General features: G+C 61.7%; 16 protein-coding genes and 1 other RNA gene. 9 read left to right on the top strand and 8 right to left on the bottom strand.

Going from position 1 to position 12,636, the window contains the following annotated elements:
• The first annotated feature begins 36 nt into the window (after nt 1–36).
• Both FHT29_RS31285 and FHT29_RS31280 read left to right on the top strand, forming a co-directional pair.
• On the top strand, nt 37–792 hold the full coding sequence (locus tag FHT29_RS31285; RefSeq protein ID WP_047561127.1) for a 3-deoxy-manno-octulosonate cytidylyltransferase: 756 nt from the start codon (nt 37–39) through the stop codon (nt 790–792).
• 24 nt (nt 793–816) lie between these two features.
• Nucleotides 817–1,671, top strand: a complete 855-nt coding sequence (locus tag FHT29_RS31280; RefSeq protein WP_047561129.1) for a prephenate dehydratase — start codon at nt 817–819, stop codon at nt 1,669–1,671.
• 216 nt (nt 1,672–1,887) lie between these two features.
• On the opposite strand, the gene FHT29_RS31275 is transcribed toward FHT29_RS31280, so the two are convergent.
• The 6 genes from FHT29_RS31275 to FHT29_RS31250 all read right to left on the bottom strand — a co-directional run bounded on the left by FHT29_RS31275 (nt 1,888) and on the right by FHT29_RS31250 (nt 5,408).
• The gene (locus tag FHT29_RS31275; protein WP_047561131.1) at nt 1,888–2,286 is read right to left on the bottom strand and encodes a VOC family protein; all 399 of its coding nucleotides are present in this window, start codon (nt 2,284–2,286) and stop codon (nt 1,888–1,890) included.
• A 246-nt stretch (nt 2,287–2,532) separates the two neighbouring features.
• On the bottom strand, nt 2,533–2,901 hold the full coding sequence (locus tag FHT29_RS31270; protein ID WP_047561133.1) for a VOC family protein: 369 nt from the start codon (nt 2,899–2,901) through the stop codon (nt 2,533–2,535).
• Between the two features lie 125 nt (nt 2,902–3,026).
• Nucleotides 3,027–3,257 carry a hypothetical protein gene (locus tag FHT29_RS31265; protein ID WP_131512200.1) on the bottom strand — a complete coding sequence of 77 codons (231 nt, stop codon included), beginning with the start codon at nt 3,255–3,257 and terminating at the stop codon, nt 3,027–3,029.
• Between the two features lie 84 nt (nt 3,258–3,341).
• Entirely contained in the window at nt 3,342–4,028 is a 687-nt protein-coding gene (locus FHT29_RS31260) for a YafY family protein (protein WP_037199261.1), read from the bottom strand.
• Between the two features lie 13 nt (nt 4,029–4,041).
• Nucleotides 4,042–5,001, bottom strand: coding sequence for an NAD(+) diphosphatase (gene nudC / locus FHT29_RS31255; protein ID WP_037199262.1), 960 nt, complete (start codon nt 4,999–5,001; stop codon nt 4,042–4,044).
• A complete protein-coding gene (locus FHT29_RS31250; protein WP_037199263.1) occupies nt 4,998–5,408 on the bottom strand; it encodes an HIT family protein in 411 nt (136 codons plus the stop codon). Before FHT29_RS31250 ends, nudC begins: the two co-directional genes overlap by 4 nt.
• Before the next feature lie 90 nt (nt 5,409–5,498).
• Here FHT29_RS31250 and ffs point away from each other — a divergent pair.
• The 3 genes from ffs (at nt 5,499) to FHT29_RS31235 (ending at nt 7,951) form a co-directional block, all read left to right on the top strand.
• Nucleotides 5,499–5,595: signal recognition particle sRNA small type (gene ffs / locus FHT29_RS31245), an RNA gene on the top strand.
• 46 nt (nt 5,596–5,641) lie between these two features.
• Complete coding sequence (locus FHT29_RS31240) at nt 5,642–7,519, top strand: DNA polymerase III subunit gamma/tau (RefSeq protein ID WP_047561137.1); 1,878 nt, start codon at nt 5,642–5,644, stop codon at nt 7,517–7,519.
• A 108-nt stretch (nt 7,520–7,627) separates the two neighbouring features.
• Entirely contained in the window at nt 7,628–7,951 is a 324-nt protein-coding gene (locus tag FHT29_RS31235; RefSeq protein WP_037199350.1) for a YbaB/EbfC family nucleoid-associated protein, read from the top strand.
• Between the two features lie 21 nt (nt 7,952–7,972).
• Here the strand turns inward: FHT29_RS31235 and FHT29_RS31230 are convergent, their stop codons facing one another.
• Nucleotides 7,973–8,449: an Lrp/AsnC family transcriptional regulator gene (locus FHT29_RS31230; protein ID WP_047561139.1), complete on the bottom strand. Its 477-nt coding sequence runs from the start codon at nt 8,447–8,449 to the stop codon at nt 7,973–7,975.
• A gap of 110 nt (nt 8,450–8,559) precedes the next feature.
• Here FHT29_RS31230 and FHT29_RS31225 point away from each other — a divergent pair, with 110 nt between their 5' ends.
• Nucleotides 8,560–9,096: an alpha/beta fold hydrolase gene (locus FHT29_RS31225; RefSeq protein ID WP_047561141.1), complete on the top strand. Its 537-nt coding sequence runs from the start codon at nt 8,560–8,562 to the stop codon at nt 9,094–9,096.
• Nucleotides 9,097–9,189: 93 nt separating this feature from the next.
• A complete protein-coding gene (locus FHT29_RS31220) occupies nt 9,190–9,801 on the top strand; it encodes a LysE family translocator (protein ID WP_037199268.1) in 612 nt (203 codons plus the stop codon).
• 2 nt (nt 9,802–9,803) lie between these two features.
• On the opposite strand, the gene FHT29_RS31215 is transcribed toward FHT29_RS31220, so the two are convergent.
• Complete coding sequence (locus tag FHT29_RS31215) at nt 9,804–10,430, bottom strand: MOSC domain-containing protein (RefSeq protein ID WP_047561143.1); 627 nt, start codon at nt 10,428–10,430, stop codon at nt 9,804–9,806.
• A gap of 57 nt (nt 10,431–10,487) precedes the next feature.
• Between FHT29_RS31215 and recR the strand changes: the two genes are divergently transcribed.
• Entirely contained in the window at nt 10,488–11,093 is a 606-nt protein-coding gene (recR, locus tag FHT29_RS31210) for a recombination mediator RecR (RefSeq protein WP_037199271.1), read from the top strand.
• A 148-nt stretch (nt 11,094–11,241) separates the two neighbouring features.
• On the top strand, nt 11,242–12,549 hold the full coding sequence (locus FHT29_RS31205; protein ID WP_052212599.1) for a lytic murein transglycosylase: 1,308 nt from the start codon (nt 11,242–11,244) through the stop codon (nt 12,547–12,549).
• The last annotated feature ends 87 nt before the right edge of the window (nt 12,550–12,636 follow it).

Here is a 12,636-nt window from a genome sequence, read left to right as displayed (position 1 = left end):
TTTGACACTTTTCCCGCGGGAATAGAAGGCCCAAGAATGACAGATTCAAATTTAGACAAGACCCTGGTCCTCATTCCCGCCCGCATGGCTTCCACTCGCCTACCGGGCAAGCCGCTCGCGGATATTTGCGGCCTGCCCATGATCGTACAGGTTGCCAAGCGTGCGCGCGAGGCGGCGATCGGTCGCATCGTCGTCGCCGTCGATCACGAGGATACCTATGCCGCCGTTGCCAATGCCGGCTTCGAAGTCGTCATGACGCGCAGGGATCATCAATCGGGCTCGGACCGCATCTATGAGGCGCTGCAGGTCGTCGATCCCGAAGGCCGCGCGGAGATCGTCGTCAATGTGCAAGGCGACCTGCCGACCATCGATCCCGAGACTATCCGTGCCTCGCTGCGCCCGCTGGAAGATCCCGCCGTCGACATCGCGACGCTGACCGTCGAGATCAAGGACGAGGAAGAAAAGACCCTGCCGAGCGTCGTCAAGGTCGTCGGCTCGCCGATTTCCGAAAATCGCCTGCGCGCGCTCTACTTCACGCGTGCAACAGCGCCCTACGGCAAAGGGCCGCTTTATCACCATATCGGCCTCTATGCTTACCGCCGCGCTGCACTCGCGAAATTCGTGAGCCTCGGCCCATCGACGCTGGAGCTGCGCGAATCACTGGAACAGCTGAGGGCGCTCGAGGCCGGTATGCGCATCGATGTCGAGATCGTTGACACGATCCCGCTCGGTGTCGATACTCCCGCGGACCTCGAAAAGGCCAGACGCATCCTCTCCGCCGCTTCTCTCTGACGGCATTCCCCCAAGGGCAGTCCCATGATTACCAAGACCAACAAGATCTCCTTCCAGGGCGAGTACGGCGCCAATTCCGATATGGCCAGCCGTGACATGTTCCCGACCATGGAACCGCTGCCCTGTCAGACCTTCGAGGATGCCCTCACCGCCATCGAGAACGGTGACGCCGATCTCGGCATGATCCCGATCGAGAACACGATTGCCGGCCGTGTCGCCGACATTCATCATCTGCTGCCGGAATCGCGCCTGCATATCGTCGGCGAATATTTCATGCCGATCCGCTTCCAGCTGATGGTGCTGCCTGGCGTGAAGAAGGAAGAAATCCGCACGGTCCACAGCCATATCCACGCGCTCGGCCAATGCCGCAACATCGTGCGCGCCAATGGCTGGAAACCGGTCATTGCCGGCGATACGGCGGGAGCCGCCAAGCTGATCAAGGAAACCGGCGACCGCAGCATGGCGGCGCTGGCGCCGCGGCTTGCGGCCGATCTCTATGGGCTGGAAATCATCGCCGAGAATGTCGAAGACACCGAAAACAACATGACGCGTTTCGTCATCCTGTCGCGTGATGAAGACTGGGCGGCACGCAGCTCGCCGGACGAAAAAATCGTCACCACTTTCGTCTTCAACGTCCGCAACATTCCCGCCGCGCTCTACAAGGCGCTCGGCGGCTTCGCCACCAACGGCATCAACATGACGAAGCTCGAAAGCTACCAGCTCGGCGGCCGTTTTGTCGCAACGCAGTTCTATGCGGATATCGAGGGTCATCCCGCCGATGCGCATGTGCGCCGCGCGCTGGAAGAACTGCGCTTCTTCTCGGAAAAAGTCCGCATCCTCGGCGTCTACAAGGGGCATCCGATGCGGGGCGATCTCTAAGTCCGGTCGTGTCGGAAGCCACCTCGTGGTTCGAGGCACCACCGTTTTCGCTGCGCTCCCACGGCAGTGCCCCTCACCATGAGGTGGAGTGCCTTCTGTGGCGGCACAAAAGATCAGTCCTCATGGTGAGGTGCGAAAGCACCCTGAGCCTGTCGAAGGGCTGCAGCCTCGAACCACGAGGGCGGATGGCGATACCGCTGCGCTTCCACCCGTCAGCTATTCCGCAGCCTTGGTAACGACCTCAATGCGATGGCCGTCCGGATCGATGACGAAGGCGGCAAAATAATTCGGGCCATAGTGAGGCCGAAGACCCGGTGCCCCATTGTCCACGCCGCCGTGAGCCAGCGCAGCCTCATAGAACGACGAAACGGCTTCGCGGCCTGGTGCGGCAAAGGCGAGATGAAAGCCGGAGCCGGGAGCTCGAGCGTCCTTGCCCCGCAATTTGATGGCGAACTTGTCGCCGCCGCCTGCTGGGCCATATCCGATCGCTTGGTCGGGGTTGCCTGGGTTTAGGTCTTCCCAAACCCGCACATAGCCAAGCGGTGCAAATGCCGCGTCATAGAATGCAGCGGCTTTCTCGATATCCGCGACACCGAATGAAATGTGATGCAGCAATTGCGCCTTCCCTAGCTCTCTGGGTTATCGATCAGTCTCTTCCGCGAATGCCGCAAGTCAACTCGAGTAATGGACGATTTGCCCCTCATCCGGCCTGTCGGCCACCTTCTCCCCGCGCGGGGAGAAGGGGATAGGTGCATCCACAGCCTTCCTTCCATCACAGCGCCCGGCGAGGGTTCGCTGTCGTCCCTCTCCCCGCGAGCGGGGAGAGGGCTAGGGTGAGGTGCAAGCCACACGCCTGGCAGCTTATTTATCCGGCTCACAAACCCGGAGCCGATGACCGTCGGGATCGAGGACGACGAAGGTCGGGCCGAAATCCATCGTCGTCAGTTCCTGCGCAATCGGCAGGCCACGCGTCTTCCAATCCTTGTAGTGCTTTTCGACGGCGCCTGCGCCTTCGACCATGAAGCCCAGTTCGCCGCGATTGCCGATGGCGGAGGGCTGCGGTTCGACGCTGCTGCGACGCCACAGGCCAAGGCTGAAGCCGTTGTTGAGCGAGAAAGCCACGAAATTCGGCGAGGCGAAGGCCGGCTCGTGACCGAGCAGGTCACGGTAGAACGGCGTGCTCTCGGCAGGATCCTTGACATAAAAGATGATGAGGTTGGGGTTGATCATCGGGATATTCCTTTGGTTTTAAGGGATATGAGGGCGAGCATATGCGGTCCGGCAAGCTGGGCGAAGCTTGCCGGCGGAAGGCGAGTTGAGCGTGTCGGAAGTCAGGCTGTGAGTCGGCGGTGCGGTTAGTGCATCCGCTCTTCCTCGCGGTAAGGGGCGCGTCCGTCCAGGAAGCCCAGATCGCGCTTCACGGAATTCGGCGTTTCCTCGATATCGAGGCGGTTCCAGCGACGGGTGAAATAGCCAAGCGCAATCTGCGAGAGGCGAGCCAGCGGTGCCGATATTGAAATATCATTGCCGGCTTCGACGCCACCGCGCTGCACTTGTTTCGTAGTGATGAAAACGTTGCTTGCCATGATCGGTCCTCCCATCCTGCTTGGATGGTGTCGATAATAGCCAAGCCTACTGACAGTTTCTGGCAGTAGTGTTGGGTGTCGAGGTCAGTTGTGGACGACGCCCTCCCGGGCGTGCCATTCCCTGGCCAAGGCGACGCGGCGGCGTGGATAGCGTGCCTCCAGAACCGCGAAATCGACGATACGGTCGGCGCGGAAATGACGAAAATCCTGGCGCAGTTCACACCAGGCCATGATGATGCGCGAATTGTCGAAATAGCCCAGCGCGAAGGGCCAGATGCGCCGGGTCGAAATGGAGCCGTTCACATCGCCATAGGTCAGCTGCACCATGCGTTCCGTGCGGATCGCCTTGCGCATGAGGGAAAGATCGGTCCTGTCCTCGGTAATGCGGCGCGTCGCGACGACCACCGCTGCCTGATCGACCTCGTCGCGCATCTCGGCCGGCAGCACCGCGGCGATCTTGGCAAGTGCATCCGCGCCCGCTGCCGCCAGTCGCGCGTCGGTAGCACGCGCCACCCACCGGGACCCCAGCACCAGCGCTTCGATCTCGTCCTGCGAAAACATCATCGGCGGCAGCATGAAGCCAGGCTTCAGAACATAGCCGATGCCCGGCTCGCCTTCGATCATTGCGCCCTGTGTCTGCAGGCTCGCGATATCGCGATAGAGCGTGCGCAGGCTGACGCCGGTTTCCTCCGCCAGAACAGCACCGCTGACGGGGCGGCGGTAGCGCCTAAGCGTCTGCAGCAGCGTCAACAAGCGTTCCGAGCGTGCCATGGCAGGCAAAGACCTATCGTTTCCATTCCACCCAGTCGCGCATCAGGCGATGGGCAATGGCCCCCTTGGGCGGGGACGTGTTGCCGGAGGCGGAGACTCGATCGAGCATGGCAAGCGTTTCTTCGGGCGTGAACCAGCGGCAGTCCTCGAGCTCGGCTTCGTCCATGTGAATCTCCGTCGACTTCGCCTCGGCATAGCAGCCGATCATCAGCGAGTGCGGCATCGGCCAGGGCTGTGACGCATGATAGCGCACGCGGCCGGTTTGGATGCCGGATTCCTCGTGCGTCTCGCGGCGCACGGCATTCTCGATTGTTTCGCCCGGCTCGACGAAACCGGCCAGACAGGAATACATGCCGGGCGCAAAATGGTGGCTGCGGCCGAGCAGGCAGCGATTCCGTTCCTCATCGACCGTCAGCATGATGACGACCGGGTCGGTGCGCGGGAAGATCACGTGTTCACAGGCCGTGCAGACCCGCTTGTAGCCGCCGATGCGGCTTTCCATGACGGAGCCGCACCGCCCGCAGAAGCGGTTGTCGCTGTTCCAGCGGATGAGGCTCATGCCCTGCGCCGCCTCGCCGAGGATTTCGCCCTCCAGCAAGAGGTCGCGCCAGAGCGAGCGCATGTCGGCCGGCTTGTACTGGCTCGCGAGCTCGTCGGCATTGATGCGTACCGGCACAGCCAGCCGCGGCTCGCCGGTCCTGCGGTAGCCGAGCAGCACGGCGGCCTCCCAATCCGGATCGAGTTCCTGCAACTCGTAGCGGGCAAACAGCGGATCGAGCACCTGGCCGTCGTGCTTCAAGACCAGCTGCTCCTTGGCGAAGGCCAGGATATGCGTGCCTTCCTTGGCCAGCGCCTGCTTGATCGATTCCTCGTCGCGATGCTCGGCATCCCGGTTAAGCTGATTTTCCGCAAAGGCGGTGAGACTGCTGGCTTCCGGATGGGGCGCATCCGAGGAAAAGATGGAATGGCTCATTGTGAAAGCGTGTCCCGCAACTTGGCTATGAAGCTGTTCATATCTTCGTCCGAATAGGGCTCCGCCTTGCCGTGACCCCAGATCGGGCCGGGCCAGTTTGCGTCCCCTTCGAACCGCGCAATCACATGAACATGAAGCTGACGGACGATATTTCCAAGAGCCCCGACGTTGATTTTTGTCGCCCCGGTCAGCGTCTTCAGGGCGCTCGCGACCTTCTCGGTCTCGAAAGTGAGCAAAATCTGGTCGAGCGGTGTCAACTCGAATATTTCCGATTTATCGGGCCGGCGGGGCACCAGCAGAAGCCACGGCCAACGGCTATCCTTCATCAGGCGCACGTCGCAAAGGCCTGTCATCACGACGGAAACGCTGTCATTCGCCAGTCTCTCGTCGAGAGCGAAGTCTTTCAAGGGGCATCCTCCATTGTTTTATCAAATGTTTAGCAGTTTTTTTTGACCTTGGCTTGCTTTTGATGGCGATATTGCCGATATGTGCATCCGGGAGGTTGGTGGTGGACGAGCCACTCGCCAACCGGGTCAGGTCCGGAAGGAAGCAGCCCTAACGAGCCCGGCACGGGTCATCGTGCCAGCCTCCCACCCTTTCCGAAAGCAAGACCCGGCTTTCTGCGGGCAACAGCAGGGCGATGAGCGACAGCGAGCGACAAGCAAAAGATGCCGCCTCGACCGGCACCGGTTACCGGGTGCTGGCCCGCAAGTACAGGCCCAAGGACTTCACAGATCTTATGGTCGGCCAGGAGCCGATGGTCCGCACGCTCACCAACGCGTTCGAGACCGGGCGCATCGCGCAGGCCTACATGCTGACCGGCGTGCGCGGCGTCGGCAAGACGACGACCGCCCGCATCCTTGCCCGTGCACTCAACTACAAGACATCGGACATCGATCGCCCAACGATCGATCTGCGCGAGCCAGGCGAGCATTGCCAGGCGATCATGGAAGGCCGGCATGTCGATGTCATCGAGATGGACGCCGCCTCCCATACGGGTATCGACGACATCCGTGAGATCATCGAGCAGGTGCGCTACCGGCCGGTATCGGCGCGCTACAAGGTCTACATCATCGACGAAGTGCACATGCTGTCGACGGCCGCCTTCAACGGCCTGTTGAAGACGCTGGAAGAACCCCCCGAGCATGTGAAATTCATCTTCGCCACGACAGAAATCCGCAAGGTGCCGATCACGGTCCTGTCGCGCTGCCAGCGCTTCGACCTGCGCCGCATCAGCGCGTCCGATCTTGTGGGACTGTTCACCACCATCGCCGGCAAGGAAGGCATCGAGGTGGAGCCGGAAGCGCTCGCCATGATCGCCCGGGCCGCCGAAGGCTCGGCGCGCGACGGTCTGTCGCTGCTCGACCAGGCGATCGCCCACGGCAGCGGTTTTGTTGCAGCCGATGCCGTGCGCTCGATGCTGGGACTTGCCGATCGCGCCCGCATCGTCGATCTCTTCGGCCACATCGTCAAAGGCGATGTTTCGTCCGCCTTGGCTGAGTTCAACAGCCAGTATGAGGCCGGCGCCAACCCCGTCGTCGTGCTGACCGACCTTGCCGATTTCACCCATCTCGTCACCCGCCTGAAATATGTGCCCGATGCCGCCGACGACCCGTCGCTGAGCGAAGTCGAGCGCATAAAAGCCTTGGAGTTTGCGCAGGGCGTGGCGGTGACGGCACTGTCGCGCATCTGGCAGATGCTTCTGAAGGGCATAGCCGAGACCGAGAACGCGTCGCGGACTGCCGGTGCTGCCGAAATGGTATTGATCCGGCTGGCGCATGCCGCGCATCTGCCCGCACCGGAAGATGCCGCGCGCAGGCTTGTGGAATTTTCTGATGGCAATGGCGGTGCTCGCCCACCGTCGGCATCCCCCATCGGCAGCGGCGGAGGGACACCGGTTTCCTACCAGGGCACTGCCATGGCGAGAGCCGTCGAAACACCAGCGCCACGACCCGCGCCCTCGGCGCCGGTCGCCATGTTGCGTTCGGTGCCGAATACGCAGCCGGATTCGCAACCCGTGGGACGTATTGAGCCGAGGCCGACCGAAGCGCCAAAGCCGCTCGTGCCGATCAATTCGATGGCCGATATCGCCGAGCTTGCCGGCCAGAAGCGCGATCCGAAGCTGAAGGTGCTGGTGCGCACCTTCGTGCGCCCCGTACGGCTGGAGCCGGGCCGGCTCGACGTCAGCCTGACATCAGGCGCTCCCGGCACACTGCTGAACGAGCTTGCCGTCAAGCTGAAGGAATGGACCGGCATCCACTGGATTGTCAGTCTCAGCCGCGACGAAGGCGAGCCGACGCTGGTGGAAGCCGAAGCGAACGCGCAGAAGCAGCGGGTCGCCGATGCGCGGCAGGACCCGGATGTCGCGGCCATCCTGTCGCAGTTTCCCGGTGCAAAGATCATCGACGTACGCGTGCGGGCACCGGAGACGGAAGAAGAGGAGGAGCAGACAACCGCTCCAGCCATCGCAGAATCCGTCGACGGGGATATTCTGCCGGGCGACGACATAGAATTCTAGGAGTAGGATGAACGGCAGCGGAACCGCATGGGCTCGACGCCTGGAGCGGCCTTCGCATCCCATCCTAGCTAACTACGCTGACGATACGCAAAAGAAGGACCAATGACGATGCGTGACATCATGGGCATGATGGGCAAAGTGAAGGAAATGCAGGCCAAGATGGAGAAGATGCAGTCGGAAATCGCCGACATTCGCGTCGAAGGCAAGGCCGGCGGCGGCCTCGTCACCGTCACCGTCAACGGCAAGAGTCAGATGCTGGGCATCAAGATCGATCCGTCGCTCTTCAAGGAAGACGATGTCGAGATCCTCGAAGACCTGATCGTCGCCGCCAACAAGGATGCCCAGGAAAAGGCCGAGGCGATCGCCGCCGACAAGACCCGCGAGCTGACCGCCGGCCTGCCGATCCCGCCCGGTTTCAAGCTGCCTTTCTAAGATCGGCGCCCAAAGGCTCCCTCACCGGGCGATCGTCTTGCGGATCAATTCGCGGCCGATCGGCTTTACCGGTTCGTTCCGCAGCACCAGCGACGTCGTCACCGCGCCATGGCGGGCGATGGAATCGACGATGGTTTCAAGGTTGGCGGCTGTCGGCACGAGGACCTTGAGCAAGAAACAATCCTCCCCCGTCAATCTGAGAACTTCGATGATCTCGGGCATTTCCGAAAACTGCTTCAGGCATGGACGGATATGCTCATGCGAGGTGCGAAGCCGGATGACCGCCATCATGCCGAGCCCGACCGTAGCGGGATCGACGACGGCACGATAGCCTGCGATCACACCTCGCTCTTCCAGCCGCTTCAACCGCTCCGATGCCGCCGGCTGCGAAAGGCCGACGCGGCGACCGAGTTCCGATACCGAGATCCTTCCATCCCGCTGCAGGATCTCGATCATCGACATGTCAGTCGGGTCCAACTCCTTCTCGGCGCTTTCCATTTTCCACCTTTAATTCATCGGTTGGAGAAGATTTTATCCAATGGATTGCAATGTCAATTGCTTGAGCGACGTGTCAGTTTTTCTCCACCAGATAGCGAGAGAGGACAGAGATGAGCGATATCATCATGCTGCCGGGGCTTGGTGGCTCCGACGGAGATCATTGGCAGACCTTGTGGGAGCGGCAGGATCCGCACATACGGCGATTCCAGCCATCGAGCTGGGACAGACCGATCCTCACAGGCTGGATCGAAGCGCTCGAACGGGAGATCGCCCGCTCGAAAACGCCGCCGATCCTGATCGCTCATAGTCTTGCCTGCCAGCTGATCGCGCATTGGGCACCCGTCCAGAAAACGCCGATCCTTGGTGCCTTCCTTGTCGCGCCACCCGATCCGACCGGTGAGGTCTATCTGACTGGGGCCGGCAGTTTCGCCAATCCGCCGCGGCAACGGCTGCCGTTTCCGTCCATGCTCGTCACCAGCACCGACGATCCTTACGGCCCCTACGATTATTCCCGGGATAGCGCCGAAATCTGGGGCAGCGAGTTTGTGAGTGTGGGGCCACTCGGTCATATCAATTCAGCATCCGGGCTGAGCGATTGGCCTGAGGGCAAGGCACTCTTCGAGCGATTTCGCGCGCAACTCGGCTGAGGAGGACATCAGGAATTTGGAAAACGGCAGCCAGGGTGCTATTTCTGGGTGTCTTCCATATGCCTTCTGGCCTACCCGATCAGAGAGAATGCGATGAGCCTGTCGATGCTGCTTGTTTTTGCTGGTGCACTGTTCATCGCCGCCGGATCGCCGGGGCCGAACATCGCAGCACTCGTAGCACGCGTGCTCACCAAGGGCGCCCGCAATGTGTTGCCCTTTCTCTCCGCCATGTGGCTGGGCGAAGCGATCTGGCTGACCTGCGCCGTTGCGGGCCTTGCGACCATCGCCGAAACCTTCCACTGGGCCTTCGTGGTGATCAAATGGCTTGGCGTCGCCTATCTTCTCTATCTCGCCTGGAAAATGTGGTTTGCGGCCTCGGACACGGCAGAGGAACAGCTGCCGGACGAACCATCAGCCGCGCGGCTTTTCCTCGCCGGCTTCACGGTGACCATGGGCAACCCGAAGATCATGGTGTTCTACGTGGCGCTGCTGCCCTCGATCATCGATCTTCATGCCGTCACCCTTTCCGGCTGGGCCGAGCTCGTGGCGACGATGTTCGTGGTGCTTGTTGTCATCGATCTTTCCTGGGCAATGCTTGCGGCAAAGGCGAGGACGTTCCTGAAGAGCCGCCGCGCCGTCCGCATCGCCAATCGCGCCAGTGCCGGCACCATGGCGGGTGCTGCCGTGGCGATCGCCATGCGGTGAGCCTAGAGATTACCGGCGTCGCCCTCGAGCATGGCTCTCAGCTTGTAGTGAATGGGCGCTGCCAGATAACGCGCTCGATCCTGCGGCGATAGTTGCCTGCCGAAAGTCGCCATCATTTCCGGCATGGTGACGGGGCTGCCTGCATAGGGAACGTAGGTCACGACGGCGCCCGCTGCTACGGTGCCGCCTTGGACGACACGACAGTAGATGCCGGGGCGCCCCGCACGCGTATAGCGTCTCACGAATTTGGGATCACCCATCTTGGTGGCGAAGGTCGCGCAGGGAATACGGGCCGAGGTGGCCTCCAGAACAAGATTGCCGGCTATGAATCTATCGCCGACGGCGACTGCGCAATTGTCGAGCCCTTCGATGACGAGATTTTCGCCGAACGTGCCGGGCTCCAGAGGGCGCCCGAGTTCTTTCGCCCACCAATCCAGCGTCAACGATCCCTCGACATAGACGGCCTGGTCGCGGCCGCCGTGATGCTCGCGATTGCAGATCGCATCGCCGATCAGACCTTCCTCGTCGATCATGACGCCGCCGCTCACGGCATGCTTGTTGATGCCGGTCCTGCTTTTCCTGCCGGGCAGCGTTTCGGCGGCGCCGACGCAAATGGCCAGAATTTTCATCGGCCAATCATCCCTTCCGTGATTCCGTTCCTTGAGCTTATGGGCTAAAAGCCTCCCATGGCAAAGCGAGTCACCGGCCCCGAAATCGAAAAACTCATCCAGCTTCTGGCGAAAGTGCCGGGGCTTGGGCCTCGCTCGGCGCGGCGCGCGGCTCTGCACCTGATCAAGAAGAAGGACCAGCTGCTCGGGCCGCTTTCCCACGCCATGGGCGAAGCCTATGACAAGGTGAAGATCTGCTCCCGCTGCGGCAATGTCGATACCGTCGATCCCTGCACCGTGTGCACCGACGACCACCGCGACCAGTCCGTCATCATCGTCGTCGAGGATGTGTCCGATCTCTGGGCGCTGGAGCGGGCCGGCGCAATGAATGCCGCCTACCATGTGCTCGGCGGCGTGCTGTCGCCGCTCGATGGCGTCGGCCCCGACGATCTCAATATTCGTGGACTGATCGCGCGGGTCGCCGAAGGCGGCGTCCGCGAGATCATCATCGCCGTCAACGCCACGGTGGAAGGCCAAACCACAGCACACTATATAACCGACCAGCTTGCCGGTCTTGAGATCAAGATCACCCGGCTGGCCCATGGGGTGCCGGTAGGAGGCGAGCTCGATTATCTCGACGAAGGCACGCTGACGGCGGCGCTGCGGGCGCGGACGGCGATTTGAGGAGAGGCAGAGCATGAGGAGAGTGCGCACCCCCCTCTGTCACTTCGTGACATCTCCCCGACAGGGGTGGAGATTGGTAACCCGGAGCTCTGTCTTCACCAAACAATCAGCTGCTGCATCTGCAGAAACTTCGGACCGTCGATATGGCATGAAGCGCGCCGCCCACGATCTCCCCCCTTGTGGAGGAGATGTCCCGAAAGGGACAGAGGGGGGTATCGCGCGACATATTCTGCGGCTGCTCATCCTCCTCCTGACCATCCTTCCCCTGCCCGCGTTTGCCGCCTCGAAGGCCGATGTCGAAGCGCAGTTCCAGAGCTGGCTGCAGAAGGATCTCTGGCCCCAGGCGCAAAAGGACGGGATATCCGAAAAGACCTTCCGCGCCGCCTTTGCCGGTATCACGCTGAACTGGGACCTGCCGGATCTCGTACCCCCGGGCTTTCCAAAGCCCCAGGAGCAGAAGCAGACGCAGGCCGAATTCTCCTCGCCCGCTCCGTATTTCAACGAGGCGCGGCTGCAAAAGCTGGCAGCGACCGGACGGAGCCTCGCTTCGCAATATGGCCCGGTGCTGCAGCGGATCGAGAAGACCTACGGGGTGCCGGGGCCGATCCTGCTGGCCATCTGGGGCCGCGAGACCGGCTTCGGGGCCGCGAAGCTGCCGAATTCGGCGATCCAGGTGCTGGCGACCAAAGCCTTCATGTCGACCCGCAAGGACATGTTCCGCACCGAGCTTATCGCGGCATTGCACATCCTCGACCATGGCGACGTCACGCCCAATCAGTTCATGGGGTCCTGGGCAGGCGCGCTTGGCCAGCCGCAATTCATGCCCACCAGCTACCTGAAATATGCTGTCGATTTCGACGGCGACGGCCACCGCAACATCTGGACCTCGGTGCCGGATACACTGGCATCCATAGCCAACTATCTGGTCCAGAAGGGCTGGCAGCGCGGCCGCAGCTGGGGCTACGAGGTCGCCATCCCGCAGGCTGTTTCCTGTGCCCAGGAAGGGCCTGATCTCGCCAAGCCGATCTCGCACTGGGCATCGCTCGGCATCACCAGGATTTCCGGCAAAGCCTTTCCATCAGACGAATTGCGCGCCAGCGGCATGATGCTGGTGCCGGCCGGCCGCGACGGACCTGAGTTCATCGTCACGCCGAATTTCTACGTCATCAAGGAATACAACAACTCCGACCTCTACGGCATTTACATCGGCAACCTTGCCGACCGGATTGCCGCCGGCAGCGGCGCCTTCCAGGGCCAATGGGGCGATGTCGGCAAGATGCTACGCTCCGATGTCGCCGGCATGCAGAAGACTTTGGAGCGCAAGGGCTACGACGTCGGCGGCACGGATGGCCTGCCCGGCTACAAGACGAGACGGTCGATAGGCCAATGGCAGGAAAAGAGCGGCATGAAGCCCACCTGCTATCCCGACAGTTCGATGCTCGGCGTACTGAAATAGGCAGCCGAGCAGGTTTCGGCGCGAAAGCCTTGCAATTTGCCGGAAACGGGCTTATATCCGCATTCAAATTCTTGATCGTGTGATGAA

The organism is Rhizobium sp. SG741 (genome assembly GCF_012275435.1).
GTDB classification, from domain to species: domain Bacteria; phylum Pseudomonadota; class Alphaproteobacteria; order Rhizobiales; family Rhizobiaceae; genus Rhizobium; species Rhizobium lusitanum.
Note: the sequence above shows the minus strand (reverse complement) of the source record. Positions and strands in the feature narration are given on the sequence as shown.